Annotated in this window: 17 protein-coding genes; 9 read left to right on the forward strand and 8 right to left on the reverse strand. The window is 70.9% G+C overall.

The features are described 5' to 3' along the window. Positions 1-4: 4 nt before the first annotated feature. The 3 genes from CACI_RS23550 to CACI_RS23560 are packed head-to-tail and all read right to left on the reverse strand — an operon-like array spanning position 5 to position 2,039. Complete coding sequence (locus tag CACI_RS23550) at positions 5-1,069, reverse strand: tyrosine-type recombinase/integrase (RefSeq protein ID WP_015793350.1); 1,065 nt, start codon at positions 1,067-1,069, stop codon at positions 5-7. Positions 1,070-1,099: 30 nt separating this feature from the next. Continuing rightward, positions 1,100-1,510 carry a DnaJ family domain-containing protein gene (locus tag CACI_RS23555; RefSeq protein ID WP_015793351.1) on the reverse strand — a complete coding sequence of 137 codons (411 nt, stop codon included), beginning with the start codon at positions 1,508-1,510 and terminating at the stop codon, positions 1,100-1,102. 28 nt (positions 1,511-1,538) lie between these two features. Next, positions 1,539-2,039, reverse strand: a complete 501-nt coding sequence (locus CACI_RS23560; RefSeq protein ID WP_015793352.1) for a MarR family winged helix-turn-helix transcriptional regulator — start codon at positions 2,037-2,039, stop codon at positions 1,539-1,541. Positions 2,040-2,136: 97 nt separating this feature from the next. On the opposite strand from CACI_RS23560, the gene CACI_RS23565 reads away from it, so the two are divergent. The 3 genes from CACI_RS23565 (at position 2,137) to CACI_RS23575 (ending at position 4,989) form a co-directional block, all read left to right on the forward strand. Continuing rightward, on the forward strand, positions 2,137-3,081 hold the full coding sequence (locus CACI_RS23565) for an EamA family transporter (protein ID WP_015793353.1): 945 nt from the start codon (positions 2,137-2,139) through the stop codon (positions 3,079-3,081). 48 nt (positions 3,082-3,129) lie between these two features. Then, positions 3,130-4,362 carry a saccharopine dehydrogenase family protein gene (locus tag CACI_RS23570; RefSeq protein ID WP_015793354.1) on the forward strand — a complete coding sequence of 411 codons (1,233 nt, stop codon included), beginning with the start codon at positions 3,130-3,132 and terminating at the stop codon, positions 4,360-4,362. 129 nt (positions 4,363-4,491) lie between these two features. Continuing rightward, positions 4,492-4,989: a hypothetical protein gene (locus CACI_RS23575; RefSeq protein WP_015793355.1), complete on the forward strand. Its 498-nt coding sequence runs from the start codon at positions 4,492-4,494 to the stop codon at positions 4,987-4,989. Between the two features lie 156 nt (positions 4,990-5,145). Here CACI_RS23575 and CACI_RS23580 read toward each other — a convergent pair whose 3' ends face one another. Beyond that, positions 5,146-5,691, reverse strand: coding sequence for a YbhB/YbcL family Raf kinase inhibitor-like protein (locus tag CACI_RS23580; protein ID WP_015793356.1), 546 nt, complete (start codon positions 5,689-5,691; stop codon positions 5,146-5,148). A gap of 43 nt (positions 5,692-5,734) precedes the next feature. Here CACI_RS23580 and CACI_RS23585 point away from each other — a divergent pair, with 43 nt between their 5' ends. The 3 genes from CACI_RS23585 (at position 5,735) to CACI_RS23595 (ending at position 8,258) form a co-directional block, all read left to right on the forward strand. After that, complete coding sequence (locus CACI_RS23585) at positions 5,735-6,460, forward strand: maleylpyruvate isomerase N-terminal domain-containing protein (protein ID WP_395993339.1); 726 nt, start codon at positions 5,735-5,737, stop codon at positions 6,458-6,460. A gap of 88 nt (positions 6,461-6,548) precedes the next feature. Further along, on the forward strand, positions 6,549-7,382 hold the full coding sequence (locus CACI_RS23590) for an acyl-CoA thioesterase (RefSeq protein WP_015793358.1): 834 nt from the start codon (positions 6,549-6,551) through the stop codon (positions 7,380-7,382). 162 nt (positions 7,383-7,544) lie between these two features. Beyond that, on the forward strand, positions 7,545-8,258 hold the full coding sequence (locus tag CACI_RS23595; protein ID WP_015793359.1) for a lysophospholipid acyltransferase family protein: 714 nt from the start codon (positions 7,545-7,547) through the stop codon (positions 8,256-8,258). A 211-nt stretch (positions 8,259-8,469) separates the two neighbouring features. On the opposite strand, the gene CACI_RS23600 is transcribed toward CACI_RS23595, so the two are convergent. After that, positions 8,470-9,621, reverse strand: coding sequence for a tetratricopeptide repeat protein (locus tag CACI_RS23600; protein WP_015793360.1), 1,152 nt, complete (start codon positions 9,619-9,621; stop codon positions 8,470-8,472). A gap of 531 nt (positions 9,622-10,152) precedes the next feature. Between CACI_RS23600 and CACI_RS23605 the strand changes: the two genes are divergently transcribed. Further along, positions 10,153-10,959: a GNAT family N-acetyltransferase gene (locus CACI_RS23605; protein WP_015793361.1), complete on the forward strand. Its 807-nt coding sequence runs from the start codon at positions 10,153-10,155 to the stop codon at positions 10,957-10,959. A 33-nt stretch (positions 10,960-10,992) separates the two neighbouring features. On the opposite strand, the gene CACI_RS23610 is transcribed toward CACI_RS23605, so the two are convergent. From CACI_RS23610 to CACI_RS23620, 3 genes are all read right to left on the reverse strand, one after another. Next, positions 10,993-11,346 (reverse strand): glyoxalase/dioxygenase, encoded by a 354-nt coding sequence (locus CACI_RS23610; protein WP_015793362.1) that lies wholly within the window; start codon positions 11,344-11,346, stop codon positions 10,993-10,995. A 55-nt stretch (positions 11,347-11,401) separates the two neighbouring features. Further along, positions 11,402-12,211, reverse strand: a complete 810-nt coding sequence (locus CACI_RS23615; RefSeq protein WP_015793363.1) for a CPBP family intramembrane glutamic endopeptidase — start codon at positions 12,209-12,211, stop codon at positions 11,402-11,404. Between the two features lie 344 nt (positions 12,212-12,555). Continuing rightward, positions 12,556-14,043 (reverse strand): glutamate-cysteine ligase family protein, encoded by a 1,488-nt coding sequence (locus CACI_RS23620; RefSeq protein WP_015793364.1) that lies wholly within the window; start codon positions 14,041-14,043, stop codon positions 12,556-12,558. Positions 14,044-14,157: 114 nt separating this feature from the next. Here CACI_RS23620 and CACI_RS23625 point away from each other — a divergent pair, with 114 nt between their 5' ends. Both CACI_RS23625 and CACI_RS23630 read left to right on the forward strand, forming a co-directional pair. Continuing rightward, positions 14,158-16,005: a substrate-binding and VWA domain-containing protein gene (locus CACI_RS23625; protein ID WP_015793365.1), complete on the forward strand. Its 1,848-nt coding sequence runs from the start codon at positions 14,158-14,160 to the stop codon at positions 16,003-16,005. Between the two features lie 326 nt (positions 16,006-16,331). Next, on the forward strand, positions 16,332-16,565 hold the full coding sequence (locus CACI_RS23630) for a DUF5999 family protein (RefSeq protein ID WP_015793366.1): 234 nt from the start codon (positions 16,332-16,334) through the stop codon (positions 16,563-16,565). The last annotated feature ends 220 nt before the right edge of the window (positions 16,566-16,785 follow it).

The following is a 16,785-nucleotide window of genomic DNA, read 5'->3' on the forward strand; positions in this document are numbered from 1 at the left end:
CCGCTCAGTCTCGCGCAAACACCCCGGACAATGCGTAGGCGGGCGATTTATCAAGGTGTTGGCGCCCAAGGTCGTACCGTTCCGTAGTGGCCGAATTCGCGTGCCCCATGTAGACCTGGATGTCGCGCAGCGGCACCCCGGCGTCCAGCAGCATCGTGGTGCAGGCGTGCCGCAGCGAGTGCGGACTGATCTTCTTCTCGACCCCGGCCGCCCGCGCGCAGGACTCGACGATCCACTCGACCTGATACCGCGTCAGGCGCGCGCCCTCGGGACCGACGAACACCGGCCCGGAGGCAGGAACCGCGCCGAAAGCGGAGTCCCGAGCACGCTCAGCGAGCCAGGCGTCCAGGCAGCCGGCGGCGGGCGGCGCGATCGCCTGGTCCTGCTCCTCGCCGCCCTTGCGCCGCAGCCGTACGACCCGGTGCCCGCGCTGGCTGGACAGGTCTTCCACGTTGATCCCGCACAACTCCGACACGCGCAGTCCCTGATACAGCAGCACAGCGACCACCGCCTCGTCCCGCACGCCGCGCTGCGCCGCCGCCTCCAGCATCGCCGCCGACTCCTCGCGATCGGGCCCGAGCGTCTGCGACTTGCGCGAGACACGCGGCAGGTGCAGCGCCTTGTCCTTGATCGGGACCGGGCTGCTGGACGTGTAGCCGGAGTCGACGGCGTAGGCGTAGAAGTTCCGCACGGCACTGATCTTGCGAGCGAGCGTGGCGGGGCGGGCCCGTCCTTCGTCGGCCAGATGCACGGCCCAGGTGTCCACATGAGCCCGCACCGCGTCGAAGGGATCGACGTCGAACAGCGCGCACCAGGCGAACCACTGCTTCAGATCGACCGCGTACGCCGACGCGGTCGTGGACTTGTAGGTGAGCAGGAACAGCGCCGCGACCTGCTCAGCCCGAGGACCGGCGCCGCCGTGACCGAGCGCTGCCAGAGCGCCGGGGATGACGGAGACGACGACAGCCGAACCCGGCTCGGAGGGCCCGGAAGGCTCGGAGGGCTTGGCAGACCCGGAACGCCCGGCGGGATCAGTGGGCTCAGCCTCGGGGCTCAGGGGATTGCTCACGACTTCATTGTCACTGTTGATCCGTTGCCGCTACTTGCTTTCGCGCGCCTGCCGCCACACGGCGACGGCCTCTTCGGTGTCGACGCGCGGGATCACCACCGACGGTCCGGGTTGCGGCGTCCGCCGAGCGACATCGGAGCGCACGTCGTAATCCGCGATCGCGGTCCGCAAAGCAGTCTCGGAAACAGCGAGCCGATCCTCGATCAGTCCTTTGCGCAGGTCCTGCGCCTCCCGCCGCAAAGCCAGCGGCAACGGCAGCGCGTGCACCCCGACGCGTTCCGCGGCGACCTTCTGCGTGATCCACCAGTCTTCGCGATAGGGCTGGCCGTCGCCGGGCAACGGCTTGCCCACCAAGGGGTTGTCCTCGAAGGCTCCGGCCTTCTCGGCGTTCTCGACCTGCTGGTCGATGCCGGCAGCGAATCGCTCTTGCCAGGTGCTCATACCCCATTATCGCAAAAGGGTTACGGGCTTATCCCAGGGAGGTATCCCCCAGGCTCGCCGCCAAGGTGCGCAGCAGGTCAGCGAGAGTGTCCTGGTCACCCTCGCCGAGTTCGGCCAACAGCCGCTGCTCGTTGGCGACGTGCAGGGGCATCAGCTTATCGATCAGCGCCAGACCGTCCGGAGTCAGTCGGATGCGCACGCCGCGACGATCGTCGGGGTCGCGCACGCGCAGCACCAACCCCTTGGTCTCCATACGATCCACGCGGTTGGTGATGGCGCCGGAGGTGACCATCGCGGTCTTCAACAACGCGCCGGCGGACAGCTCGTACGGCGCCCCGGAGCGGCGCAGGGTCGCCAGGACGTCGAACTCCCAGAACTCCAAGCCGTGTCCGGCGAAGAAGTCCTTCAGCTCCTTGTCCAGCAGGCGTGACAGGCGGCTGATGCGCCCGACGATGCCCATGGGCGTGGCGTCGAGATCCGGCTTCTCCCGGGCCCACATCGCGATGATCTCGTCGACCGCGTCAACCACGCTGTACCGCTCCGTTCCAAGGAATGTGCTAGCTTCTCTCAGCGTTGACTATCTTAATGTTAAGAGAAGTTGGCGCAGAAGACCAGGGGAGACTCCGATGACCGCCACCACCGTATCGACCACAGCACCCGCCACGTCGCCGGCACGCGCCGGCGGCACCGGCAGCGGCGCGGGCACTGGCACCGCGCGCGACCTGCTGCTGTCCGTCCTCGCCCCGGCGAGCTGGGGCACCACCTACGTCGTCACCTCCGAATTCCTCCCCGACCACCGCCCGATGCTCGCCGCGACCATGCGCGCGCTGCCGGCCGGGCTGATCCTGCTGGCGTTCGTGCGCCGCCTGCCGAAGGGCAGCTGGTGGTGGAAGACCGCCGTGCTCGGCACGCTGAACTTCGGCGCCTTCTTCCCCCTGCTGTTCTTCGCCGCCTACCGGCTGCCCGGCGGCGTCGCCTCCACGCTGGGCTCGGTGCAGCCGCTGCTGGTCGCCGGGTTCAGCATCCTGATCCTGCGCCAGCGGCCGCACAGCGCCGTGCTGGGCGCGGCGGTGGTCGGTACCGGCGGCGTGGCGCTGATGACGCTGACGGCGAAGGCCCGCCTGGACGCGCTCGGCGTGCTGGCGATGCTGGTCGCCACGGCGCTGATGGCGCTGGCCGTGGTGCTGGGCCGCAAGTGGGGACGACCGGAGGGCGCCACGCCGATGGTGCTGGCGACCTGGCAGCTGGTGTTCGGCGGGCTGGTGCTGCTGCCGATGACGCTGCTGTCCGAAGGGCTGCCGGACACGCTGACCGCCAGGAACCTCGCCGGGTTCGCCTACATCGGCGTCGTGGGCACGGCCGTCGCCTACACGCTGTGGTTCCGCGGCATCGAGCGGCTGGCTCCGACGTCGCTGTCGCTGCTGAGCCTGGCGAACCCGATGGTGGCCACGGTCGCCGGGTTCGTGGTGCTGCACCAGTCGCTGACGGCGCCGCAGGCGGCCGGGTTCGCCGTGGCGCTGGGCGCGCTGGTCACCGGGCAGATGCTGGTCGCGCGCAGGCGCGCGGCCTAAGGTGGGACCGACAAGGTTACCGACCGGTAGTAAGAAAGGCGGGCGGCGATGGCCGACACCTCCCAGGACGCGTCCCGGACCAGCTACGACGTGGTGCTGTTCGGCGCCACCGGCTTCACCGGATCCCTGGTCGCCGACTATCTCGCCGAGCACGCCCCGGAGGCCGTGCGCTGGGCGCTGGCCGGTCGCTCGGCGGCGAAGCTGCAGGCGGTGCGCGACCGGCTGGCCGCGCGCCGTCCGGAGCTCAAGGACCTGCCGCTGGTGATCGCCGACGCCGGCGACCCGGTGTCGCTGCGCGAGCTGGCCGGGCAGACCCGCGTCGTGATCAGCACGGTCGGACCCTACCTGCACCACGGCGAGGCGCTGGTCGCGGCGTGCGCCGAAGCAGGATGCGACTACGTGGACCTGACCGGCGAGCCAGAGTTCGTCGACACCATGTATCTGAAGTACCACGCGCGCGCCGTGGAGACCGGCGCGCGGCTGGTCCACTGCTGCGGGTTCGACAGCATCCCGACCGACCTCGGCGTGCTGTACACGATGCGCGAACTCGGACCGCAGACCGGACCGGTGCGGGTGTCGGGGTTCATCCGGGTGCGGGGCGCGTTCTCCGGCGGGACGCTGGCCTCGGCGATGCTCGCGATGTCCCGGCCCAAGGCGATGGCGCGCACCTCCAAGGCCCGGCGCGCCGCCGAGCCGAAGCAGCCGGGACGCCGCTTCGGGGTGCTGGCCGGACCGCCCCGGCACGACAAGACCGCGCACGCCTGGATCGCGCCGCTGCCGGTGATCGACAACCAGGTGGCGCTGCGCAGCGCCGCCGCGCTGCCGGAGTACGGGCCCGACTTCCGCTACGGGCACTTCGCCGCGGTGCGCCGCCTGCCGATCGCGCTCGGGGCGCTGGCGCTCGTCTCCGGACTGGCGATCTCGGCGCAGGTCAAGCCGCTGCGAGCGGCCGTGGGCAAGGTGGTCAAGCCCGGTCAGGGCCCTGACGAGCGGCGCCGCGCCGGCAGCTGGTTCACGCTGCGGCTCAAGGCCGAGGCCGGCGGGCGCACCCTGGTCACCGAGGTCTCCGGCGGCGATCCCGGCTACGGCGAGACGGCGAAGATGCTCGCCGAGTCGGCGCTGTGCCTGGCCTTCGACGATCTGCCGCCGACCGCGGGGCAGCTCACCACCGCCACGGCGATGGGAGACGCGCTCATCGCGCGGTTGAGCCGGGCGGGCATCACGTTCCGCACGCTGTCCGCACCTCCGACGAGCGCCCCGGGACCCGCCGCGCGCCGGTAACGCAGTGAGTTGACGGCTATACGTCATATACCGTACTTCAACCGATATCAGGGGTGTCTCGAACCATCGCAAGGGTAGGGCTCTGCTTTGACACAGCAATGCCCGACGGGGCGGGAGATGGTGACAAAGATGAAGAAACGACTGATCGGCCTGGCGGTTGCGCTCATCGCACTGCTGGGCGTCGTGCCCGCGGCGTCCGCGTCGACGACGCGGGCCGCGGCGAAGACCGCCGTCACAGCGACAGTGGCGGCGGCTGTGCCGGCGGCACCGGCGGCCGGCAACCCCTGCGGCGGTTCGGCGTACGCCTGCGCCGACGGCAACTTCTACGCCTGGAACGGCAATAACGGGAGCCGCTGCCAGTGGGCGGGCAACGCGCCCACCTTCGGCAACTGCCGGAACACGGACTACCTGATCGCCAACTACGGCTACAAGTGCGCCGGCTGTGACTGGATCCACCTGTTCTACAGCCCGAACTACTCCGGCGCCTACTTCTGCCTTCCGCCCGGCTACGCCTACGGGCAGGCGACGTCTCCCGGCCTGACCTTCAACAAGGGCGCCGGTCGACCCGGATACGGGCAGTCGATCTGGTACAACGCCGCTTCGGCGTCGTGGGGCGCAGCCTGCTGAGGTTGCTGTAGCGGTCCCGCAGCGGTCCCACAAAACACCTGCAGAACACGCGCGGCCGGCCGGGACACTGTGCCCGACCGGCCGCCGCCGTTCTCCGGTGCTGGCACTGGCGCCGGCGCGCCTATGCGCCAGCGCCTGTACGCCTGTCTCCCGCGCCTACTCGTCCGCGCTGGCCCAGCCCTGCAGCACGCCGCGGGCCAACTCGTGGCCGCGCATCATGAAGTGCAGCACCGCCGGGGTGGTCTCCGGGGTGACGCCGAGGTCGCGCACCGAGTCCACGTCCAGGGCGTGCACCGCGAAGTAGTAGCGGTGGCGGCCGGTGCCGGGCGGCGGCCCGAAGCCGACGTACTGGTGCATGCCGAGCTCGTTGGGGACGTGGAACGCTCCGCCCGGCAGCGAGTCGTCGCCGGCGCCGGCGCCCGCGGGCAGCTCGGCGGTGTCGGCCGGCAGGTCGGCCAGACCCCAGTGCCAGAACCCTGAGGGGATCGGGGCGTCGGGGTCGAACATCGTCACCGAGATGCTCTTGGTGCCCTCGGGAACCGGACCCCAGGAGAGCTGCGGAGAGATCTCGCGGCCGCCGGGGACCTCGAAGATCGCCGAGCCGTGCTCCGGTGCCAGGCGCTCCCCGGCCTTGAATTCGGAGGAGGCCACGTCGAACGACGGCACCTGCTCGGAAGTGTCATATGGGGACGACACTCGCATTCACTCCCATCCCACAACATCATTGTCGGGTATTGATTGATCCGTGCAACCCTCAACCCTACCCAATGGCCGGCCGGCTTCCCCGGACACCACCGCCGGAGAGCACTACCGCGTCATCCGCAGCCAGCTTGTTGACATGGCCGCGCACATGTCGCCCGACCAGGCCGCCGCCGAGGTGCCCGCGCTGCCCGGCTGGAGTGTGCAGGACACGTATGCGCACATCACCGGGATCAGCGCCGACATCCTCGCCGGCGTCCCCGGCAATCCGCACGACCCCGGCTGGACCGCCGGGCACCTCTCCACGCGGCGCGGGCACAGCCTGGCCGAGATCTGCGAGGAGTGGGAGGCCAACGGTCCGGGCGTGGAGGCCGCCCTGGACGACCCGGCCCGGCGGCGCTCGGTGTCCGCCGTGCTCGACGCCTTCCACCACGGGCACGACATCCGCGGCGCGCTCGGCCGGACCGAGGAGCGGCACACGCCGCAGGCGGCGTTCGCCACCGCGCTGACGATCAAGATCAGGAGCGGGCCGTGGGCCGAGGCCGGGAACCCGCCGATCGAGTTCGCGACCGGTTCGGGCGGCTGGCGGCTCGGTGCGCCGGACGCGGCGCCGGTCGCCGCGCTGAGCACCTCCGACTTCGAACTCTCCCGGCTGCTGATCGGCCGGCGCTCGCGGGCGCAGATGCTCGCCGCCGGCTGGAGCGGGGACCCGGAGCCGATCGTGGACCTGCTGCCGGCGTTCGGGCCGCCCGTGACCGACCTCACCGAGTAGCCCTCCCGACGAGGACGCCGCGCGGCGCCTAAAATCGATCCGCACGCCACCGTCCGGTGAGAAGAAATCCGCCCCCGGGAGTCGCCCCTTGGCCACCTTCGAGTCCCTCATGGACCTGCTCGAACTGGAGCGGATCGAGGACGACCTGTTCCGGGGCGCCTCACCGGACACCGACGTGCAGCGCGTCTTCGGCGGACAGGTCCTGGGACAGGCGCTGTCCGCCGCCACCGCCACGGTCGAGCCGGACCGGAACGTGCACTCCCTGCACGGCTACTTCCTGCTGCCCGGGGACCCCGCGGCGCCGATCGTGTACGAGGTCGACCGCTCGCGCACCGGGCGGTCGTTCTCCACGCGGCGGGTGGTGGCGCGCCAGCACGGCCGGAACATCTTCGTCATGTCGGCGTCCTACCAGATCCCCGAACCGGGCCTGGACCACGCCGACCCGCGCCCGGACGCCCCCGACCCCGAGTCGCTGCCGGCGATCCCGCCGAGCCCGGCCGACGACGGGGAGGACGCGCTGTGGAACATCCTCTACCGGCGCTGGACCGCCTTCGACATCCGCCGGGTCCCGGACACCGGGCCGGAGCGGCGGCAGGTGTGGCTGCGCACCTCCGCGCCACTGCCCGACGACCCGCACCTGCACACCGCGGTGCTGGCGTACGTCTCGGACCTGACGCTGCTGTCCACGACGCTGATCCGGCACAAGCTGCTGCCGCACAAGGAGGTGCAGATCGCCTCGCTGGACCACGCGATCTGGTTCCACCGCCCGGCGCGCGCCGACCAGTGGCTGCTGTACGACCAGGCTTCCCCGTCGGCCTCGGGCGCCCGCGGGCTGGCCACGGGGCGGCTGTTCACACGAGAGGGGACGCTGGTGGCAACTGTCGTGCAGGAGGGACTGCTGCGGGTCAACCCGGCACCCTGACACGCGCAGGTCGTGTACGTCCCCGTGCGCACCCCGCATCCGTCCTTGTACACGACCTGACATATGCCCCGAACCACCCGGTGCCGGCCCGCTCGCGGCCGACACCGACCGCCTGGCGGCGATCCGCTAGTCTCGACAGCGTCCCCACCGACCCGCCGCCCGATGAAGAATGAGGTCAGCGCGCAGATGTCCGTGTACCAGGCGGCGAAGTTCTTCGTCGAGCCCCTCGTGAAGGTCGTCTACCGCCCGAGGGTCGAGGGCCTGGAGAACATCCCCGCCAGCGGCGCCGCGATCCTGGCCGCCAACCACCTGTCCTTCTCAGACTCCTTCTTCATCCCGGTGGTGGTCCCCCGCCACGTCACCTTCATCGCCAAAGTGGAGTACTTCAACACCCGCGGCCTGAAGGGCATGTGGAACAAGTACTTCTACGCCCGCTTCGCCGGCGCCGTCCCCATCGACCGCTCCGGTACCCGCAACGCCACCACCGCCGCCCTCGAGGGCGCCGTGGCGGTCCTCCAGGCCGGCGGCCTGTTCGGCATCTACCCGGAGGGCACCCGCTCCCCCGACGGCAAGCTCTACCGAGGCCGCACCGGCATCGCCGAGATCGCCCTGCGCTCCGGAGCCCCGATCATCCCCATCGGCATCGTCGGCACCGACCGCGTCCAACCCCCCGGCAAGAAGTTCCCCCGCCTGAGCCGCGTCACCATCCGCATCGGCGCCCCCCTGGACCTGGCCGAGGCCAAGGCCCTGGCCAAGCCCGCCCTGGTCCGCCGCGCGATCACCGACGAGGTGATCGAGCAGATCCAGAAGCTGTCGGGGCAGGAGTACCGGCCGGTGTACGCCTCGGACGTCAAGGAGGGGAAGGCGGCGGCTTAGGGTCGCGGCTGGTCGGTGGTCGGCGCTGATCAGTAGTCAGCGCTGGTCAGTACTCAGCGCTGATCGATGGCGCGCGCCCGGGCTGCGCCGGCAGAAAACCAGGGCCGGTACACGCAACCATCGCGCGCACCGGCCCTCACCTTGTCTCAGCCTCGGCTTCAGTTCTGAAGTCCCGGCCGCAGCCTCAGTTACCTCAAACCATCACGCCGTCTCAAGCCGTGGCGACGCCTCCGGCGTCCCCGCCCGGCTGCACCGAGATGGCGCCCGACAGCACCGCCTGGGCCTCCGGGTGTCCGGCGGCGGCCGCCGCCTCGAACCACGGCAGTGCCGCCTCGGTCTTGCCGCTCTGCTGCAGCAGGACGGCCGAGTTCCACATCGCGGGGACGTGGCCGGCGTTGGCCGCGGCGAGGAAGAGGCGCTCGGCGTCGATCAGGGCGCCGGTCTGGGCGGCGACCACGCCGAGGGCGTAGGCGCCGGAGGGGTCGCCGGCGTTCATCGCGCGCTGGAAGGCTTCGGCGGCGCCCTGCTGGTCGCCTGTGGCGAGCAGGACCTGGCCGTAGACGACCTCGGCGCCCGGGGCGTCGGATCGGCGGCCGCGTTCGGCGGCTGAAAGGGCCTCCTCGACCTCGCCGCGAGCCAGGGACAGCAGGGCGAAGTTCACCTGCGCGTGGCCGTCGCCGTCCTCGGCACCGCGCTTGAAGCAGTCCATCGCCTCCTCGACCTCGCCCTGCATCAGCAGGACGTTGCCGAGGTTGTTCACCGCGCGGACCTCGCCGGCCTGGACCGCCTTGCGGTACCACTCGGCGGCCTGGGCCAGGTCGCCGCGGCGCTGGGCCAGGACGCCGATGTTCGCCATCGCCGAGCCGACCTCGGCCTCGGCGCCGCGGCGGTACCAGAACTCGGCCTCGGCCGGGTTGTCCCAGTGGTTCATGCGGCCCAGGTTGACCGCGGCCTCGGAGGAGCCGAGCGCCACCGCCTGGCTGAGCCAGGCCACCGCGGCGTCGTTCTCGCCGCGCACCGCGAGCAGGGTGCCCAGGTTGTTCGCCGCCTCGGCCTCGCCGAGTTCGGCGGCCGCGGCGTACCAGCGGACCGCCTGGTCGAAGTCGTCACGGGCCTGATACACCAGGCCCAGCCCGAACATCGCGGCGCGGCCGCCGCTTTGCGCCGCCGGCCCGAACACCGCCTCGGCGGCCTCCAGGTTCCCGGCCTCGAAGGCCACGAAGCCCGCGGCCACCACCGGGTCGGCGTCGAACGCCGCCGCCGGCGCCTGGGTCTCCAGTTCCGTCACCGCATCGGCGCCGCCGACCTGGAGCCCGTCGGCCTCATTCGCCCCGCCGCCGATCTGCTGCTCTACCTCGGCCACGCTAGCCTCTCCCAAAATTCGAGCCACTATCCCCACCCGGCGACCGTCCGCCGAGGAACCACCAAAGAAAATCACACCGGCCGACAACCGGACGACAACGGGAGTATCCGGCACGACCCCCGCCGCACGCCAGTCACCACACCGGACCGGATCCGGACAGCGGCCCGCGCGCGCCCTCCGCGAGCCCCGCACGAGACCCGCACGAGACCCGCCCCGACCCCGCCCGAACGCCGAGCAGGACCCGCGCGGCACTGTATCGGGCGCCGCGATCACCCCCGACTCACACCGGCGGACACCGGCCGAACACCAGCCGGACACCGGCCGAGCACCGGCCCGACGCCCGCCGGAAACCGGCGCGACAGACCCCCGCCGACGCGCCGCGCGACACGGTGTGCTTCCAAGCCGCGCCGAGCCCGGAATTCCTCCGCGACCGACCCCCGAACCAGCGCTCTGACCTGCACCGTTACCCCGCACGAGTGCCAACCTGGAGTGTCGCGCGCCGAAGACCGTCAGGTCGTGGATGATATGCGCATGCGTTCCCCCGTCACGCTCCACGGCAACCTGTGCCGCCTGGAGCTCATGCGACCGGACCACATCGACGGCCTGCTGTCCGCGGCCACCGCCGACCGGTCCACTTTCGACTTCACCTACGTGCCGCGCGACCACGACGCAGTCGTCCGGTACGTGGCCCTGGCGTCCTCGGACTTCGCCGCCGGTGTCGCCGTCCCGTTCACCACCATCGCGATCGATCCGCTGACCGGCGAGGAACGCATCGTGGGCACCTCCCGCCTGCGCGAACTCGAATACTGGCGGGCCGGGGTCTGGCCGCCCCGGCACGGCCACGTCAACGCCGACGGCCGCCCCGACGCCGCCGAGATCGGCTCGACCTGGCTGCACCCCTCGGCCCAGCGCACCGGGATCAACACCGAGGCCAAGCTGATGATGCTCACGTACGCCTTCGAGACCTGGGACGTGCACCGCGTCAGCCTCAAGACCGACGTGCGCAACACCCGCAGCCGCGCCGCGATCAGCGCCCTGGGCGCGCAGTTCGAGGGCATCAAGCGGGCCCACTTCCCGGCCGCCGACGGAGGCGTGCGCGACAGCGCCCTGTTCTCCATCGTCCGCGCCGAGTGGCCGGCGGCCAAGGCGAACCTGGAGGCCCGCCTGCTGCGCTACCTGGACCGCGCCACCACCGCGGCGCTGGAGCCGGCCCTGGAGCCGGCCGCGGCCGTCACGACGGTCGAGCCGCACCTGGTCGAACCGCTCCCGCTCGACACCGCGATCGAGACCGCCCCGGTGGCCCCGGTAGTACAAGCGCCAGCCATCCCGGCGGCTTAGAGCTCGACGCACCAGCGGCAAGACCGGCGAGCCTCACAGAGGTTCGTACACGACCACCGACCACCCATCCGGCCCGGTCACCGAGAACCGCACCTCATGCGGACCGGCGACCGGGCCGGCGACGTCGTAGCCGCTCCGCGCCAGCCGCTCGGCGACCCCCGCGGCGTCCGCGACCTTCACCATCACCCGCGCCGCGCCCGAGGACTCCGCGCCGGAGGCCAGCGCCAGCCGCGCGCCGCCGAGGTCGAACTGCGCCCAGCGCTCGCCGTCCACGAAGGTCGGCTCGATGCCCAGGACAGCGGCCAGGAACGTCACACCGTCGGCCATCCGTGCCGTCGGGAACACCGACGCCAGACCCAACGCCTTCTCATCCGCCACATCCGCCACCGCGGCCTCCTTGATCTGGCTCCTCTGACGGCCCGTCAGATTACCGGATCCGCCGCTACTTCGGAGCCCCCGGGATGCCGAGGTAGTGAGCCCAGTACAGCCACCCGACGAACGTCACGGTGTCGATCAGCCCGTGCGCGATCACCAGCGGCATGACCCGCCCCCAGCGCCGGTAGGCCCGGCAGAAGATCAGGCCCATGACCAGGTTCCCGACGAACCCGCCGAAGCCCTGGTAGAGGTGGTACGACCCGCGCACGACCGAGGACATGACCTCCGACTTGGTCCGCGAGAACCCCAGCTGCTCGAAGCGCCGCAGCAGATACCCCAGAACCACGACCTCCTCGGTCACGCCGTTCCGGAAGGCGTCGAGCACCAGGATCGGCACGCGCCACCACACGTCCGGCAGCGTGGTCGGGATCACCGTCGCGTTGAGGTTCAAGGCGTGCGCGCTCACATACAGCGCCAGCCCCGCCCCGCCGATCCCGGCTGCCACCACCGCGCCCCGGGCCCAGTCCCGCCAGCCGCCGGCGAGGTCGAACCCGATCGTGCGCAGCGAGGCGTTCTCCCGCATCAGCAGATACGCCACCAGCGCCACGATCACCAGGCTGAACCCGAGGTCGAGCACCTGGTAGGTGAAGTCCAGCCACGGCCGCGAGGACTCCGAGGCGTTCAGCCCGGCGGACTGCTGGTTCAGCGCCTGCTTCGCGGTCAGCTTGGCGATGATCGACACGAGCGAGTAGACCGCGGACTGGCCGAACGACAGCGCCAGCACCACCAGGACCTCGAACCGCAGCAGCGTCCGCCACCGCGCCTCCGGAACCGGTCCGCCCCCCGCGGGCGCCACGCCCTCGTCCACCACCGCCACGCCGGCTCCTCACCCTCGCCGTCGGCCCGCACCGACCAGACCACTTCCCGAACGCCGCTTCCCGTCCGGCTCTGACGTACCGCATCATCGCAGCCGAACCCCAGAAGTAGCTGAAGCGCGCGATCGATCGACCGGGCGTCACCGTCTCCGAGCGGTGAGTTACCTTCGGGTAACAAAGTGGGTGTGGACACCGGGTAAACCCTGGTGCTCTCTTGTCCACAGGTTCACGACAGAACTACTGTTCCGCAGCAGCGGGACATATACGTCACGCACACCCCTTGACCACGGCAAACGATGACAGGAACGGCGCGATGATCGGACGGTGGACCACCAGGGGTGCGGGCTCAGCCCACCTTCCAGGTGTGCGCCGGGGCGCCGGTGATCATCAGGTCCGCGTACTCGATCGTCAGCCGCTCGAGCGCGGCGGCGCGGTCCAGGCCTTCCTCGCCGACCAGTCGGTGGAACCGGCCGGACAGCCATGTGGACCCGTTGCGCCCGGTCTCGCACCGGCCCTCGATGATCCCCAGGAACTCGTCGCGGTCGCGCGGATCGATGCCCAGGGCGTCCAGTCCGCGCCGCGCCGCCGGCAACAGCTCGGTCAGCACCAGCTCGCGCACCGGGAGCGAGCCCTCGTGCTCGTCCCGGCGCCACTCCAGCTGCGCGGCCAGACCGTGGCGCGCCGCGTTGTGCAGATTGCGGGCGGCGTCCTCGAAGCTCAGGTGGGCCCAGACCGGATCGGGATCCTCCATCAGCGCCTTCACGCAGCCGTAGAAGAACGCGGCGTTGGCCAGCACGTCGACGACCGTCGGCCCGGCCGGCAGCACCCGGTTCTCCACGCGCAGGTGCGGCTTGCCGCGGGCGACGTCGTAGACGGGCCGGTTCCAGCGGTAGACGGTCCCGTTGTGCAGGCGCAGCTCCGGCAGGTGCGGAATCCCGCCCTCGGCCAGGACCTTCTCCGGATCCTCGTCGGAGGACACCGGCAGCAGTGCCGTGAAATACCTCAGGTTCTCCTCGAACAAGTCCAGCGGCGAGGAGATCCACCGCTCCCCGAACCAGACCCGCGGCCGCACGCCCTGCGCCGCCAGCTCCTCCACGCGGAAGTCGGTGGCCTGCTCGAACAGCGGGATCCGGGTCTCGGCCCACAGCTCCCGGCCGAACAGGAACGGCGAGTTCGCCCCCAGCGCCACCTGCACCCCGGCCAGGGCCTGCGCGGCGTTCCAGGCCGGCGCGAAGGTCTCCGGGGAGACCTGCAGGTGGAACTGCACCGAGGTGTTGCAGGCCTCGGGCATGATCGAGGCGAACGTGGTCCGCAGCCGCTCCACGCCGTCGATCTCCACCAGGAAGTCCTCGCCCCGGACCTGCGCGATCTCGTCGTTCAGCAGGAAGTAGCGGTCCTCGGCGGAGAAGTTCTCGACCACCATGTGCGCCTCGTCCAGGGTCGGCAGGATGCCGATCATCAGGATCCTGGCGCCGGCGGCGCGCGCCTGCCGGTCGGCGTAGGCCATCGAGGTCCGCAGCTCCTCGGCGAGCTCGGAGAACACCGTGCCGACCAGCTTGTGCGGGGCGATGTTCACCTCCAGGTTGAACTGCCCCAGCTCGGTCTGGAAATCGCGGCTGGCGATGCGGGAGAGCACGTCCTGGTTCACCATCACCGGGCGGCCGAACGGATCGACCAGGTCCAGCTCGAGCTCCACGCCCATCAGGGTGCGGCCGCGCTCGAAGCGGTCCTCGGCGAGCATGCGGCGGAAGACTTCGAACCCTGCGCGCAGCCGTTCCCTGAACCGCGTCCGATCCGCCCCGGTGAACTCGGTCGCGACCACACGCTCGCCCACAGGCGCGCCCCCTTGCCATCTGTCGCCCGCGGTCGCGCGGGACGCTTACTCACGCCGTCTTCGCACCTCACATTACTGTCGGACATTCAGCAACGAAAGGGATCGTGACCCCCCGTGGCAGGCAGGCATCGGTCCTATGAGGGCCCCGGCAACACCCCCCGCGGCCGCGGCGGCGGCTCCGGCGGATCGTCGTTCCCGACCGGGTTGGTCGCGATCGGCGCGGTCCTCGTGCTCGCCGCCGGCGGCGGCTACGTGTATTACACGAAAAAACACGACACCACGGCGACCGCGGGCAACAGCGGCACGTCCTCGGCGGCCAACGGCTCGTGCGCGGCGCCCACCACGCTGAACGTCGACGCCAACCCCGACGTCTACACCGCGGTCAAGGCGGTCGCCGACGGCATGGCGGACCCGTGCGTGCACGTCAACGTCAGCAGCGCCGAGGCCTCGGCGGTCGAGGCGTTCCTGGCCGGCAGCGCCAAGGGCGGGGACGTCACCAGCGCTCCGGACGTGTGGATCCCGGACAGCAGCATGTGGATCGACATCGCGCACACCGGTGGCGTGAAGTCGCTGGCCGCCAACCCCGCGCCGGTGGCGACCAGCCCGCTGGTGATCGGGATGCCCAAGCCGGTGGCCGCAGCCGCCGGCTGGCCGGCCAAGCCCTTCGGCTGGGCGGACCTGCTGGCCAACTTCAAGACCACCAAGCTGCAGACCGCCGTTCCGGACCCGACCACCTCAGGGCCCGGACTCGCGGCGATCACCATGCTGCGCGCGGCCGTGCTCGGCCCGGCCGGGACCGACAAGGCCAAGCAGAGCCAGGCGCTGCAGAACCTCACGCTGGTCTACCGGGTCATGAGCACCTCGGTCTCCAGCTCGATGAGCGCCCTGCTCACCGGGCTGCCGACGCAGGGTGCCACCGCGGCCGGAGCCGGCGGTATAGCGGCGTTCCCGTCCACCGAGCAGAAGATCGCGGCGTACAACACGGCCAGTCCCGCCACGCCGCTCGTCGCGCTGTATCCCTCGGATATGGGCACGATGATGATGGACTACCCGTACACCATCAGCTCCACCCTGGACGCCGCGCACGCCAAGGCCGCAGCGGACTTCCAGACGCTGTTGCACAGCCCTGCGGCCGTCAACACCCTGCAGAAGGCCGGCTTCCGCGATCCCAAGGGCGCCGCCGCAGGAATCCTCACCTCCGCGAACGGCGTCAACCCGGCGGTACCGGCGCTGGCTCCGGCGGACACCACCCACACCGCCGCCGGCTCGGCGCTGTCGGTGTGGAAGGTGACCAGCGAGCAGACCCGCGGCCTGGTGGTCATGGACGTCTCCGGCTCGATGGGCCTGACCGTGGACGGGCAGGTCGACCCGAATACCCACACCCCGCTGAGCCGGCTGCAGATCACCGCCGCGGCGTGCCTGACCGGGCTGCCGCTGTTCGGCGACAGCTCGCAGCTGGGCCTGTGGACGTTCACCACCAAGAACACCGCGGACGGCGGCGGGACCGTGCACAAGGAGCTGGTCCCGATGGGCCCGCTGTCGGCACCGGTGGGCGCCTTCCCCAGCCGGCGCGCGGCGCTGAACGCGGCGCTGGGACAGCTGAGCATCCAGCCGGGCAGCCGCAACGGGCTCTACGACACCATCCTGGACGCCTACCAGACGGTGCTGACCGGCTGGGCGCCGAACGAGTCCAACGCGATCGTGGTCTTCACCGACGGCAAGGACGACGGCCTGAACTCGATGAGCGCCGACCAGCTGATCACCAAGCTGAACGCGCTCAAGGCCGCGAACCCGAACCACCCGGTCCGGGTCATGATCGTGGCCCTGGGCAGCGGCGTGGACCTCACCACCCTGTCGAAGATCACCGGCGCCGCCAACGGCCAGGCGCTGCACGCCGACACCCCCGCCGACATCGGCTCGGCGGTGATCGCCGGCTTCGCGGGCCGCCTGTCCGACCAGTGACCGCGGGTACCCGCCCGATCACTGCGAGATTCCTCTTAGGGAAGCCGTCCCTAAGAGCAAACACCGACACCCGGAAAGCTCAAACAGAGCTCAGCGCGACGAACCGCTGACAGCCCGGTCACGTCTAGTCAGTAGTGACTACGTGACCGGGCTCGCGCGCCACACCAGAGCACTACATTCCCCGAATGCCCGAGTCACCTCACCGGATTTCCCTGCGCAGTGGCGTGTGACGCGCGACACTAGTGAGCAATGGTTCAGACCACAGGATCAGACCACGCCACGGCGACCCCACCGAAGGGCCGCCCCGAGAACGAAGAAGAACGACCATGACGACGATGACCGCCTCCCGACCGGGCTCCGCGCACGCGTGCCACCACCATCCCTGCTGTCCGGGCGCCGCCGCCAGCGACCGCGACGCGGCGCTGATCGTGGTCGCGCACCCCGAGCAGGGCTGGTCGCTGCTGTGCAACGGGATCGTGCTGTTCGACGACACCGGCGAACTCCTCCCCGACGGCCAGGCGATCGCCCCGCACCGCCCGACGGACCGCGGCGCGGCCTGAGGCCGGACCGATCAGTTCGGGGATCCCCGGGTCCGGCCGCACCGGACCCGCACTGGCACCGGATCCGCACTGACACCGAACCCGCACAGTCCTCGACCGAGACGACACACCCTTAACCCGCCCCCTCACACCCGTCGGCAGCTATTCCGCCCCACGCCGCCGACTCAGGCATGCACCGCCGGATCCCGGATCCACCGGCGATCCGCGAGCGGATCCACCG

Source organism: Catenulispora acidiphila DSM 44928 (assembly GCF_000024025.1).
GTDB classification, from domain to species: Bacteria; Actinomycetota; Actinomycetes; order Streptomycetales; family Catenulisporaceae; genus Catenulispora; species Catenulispora acidiphila.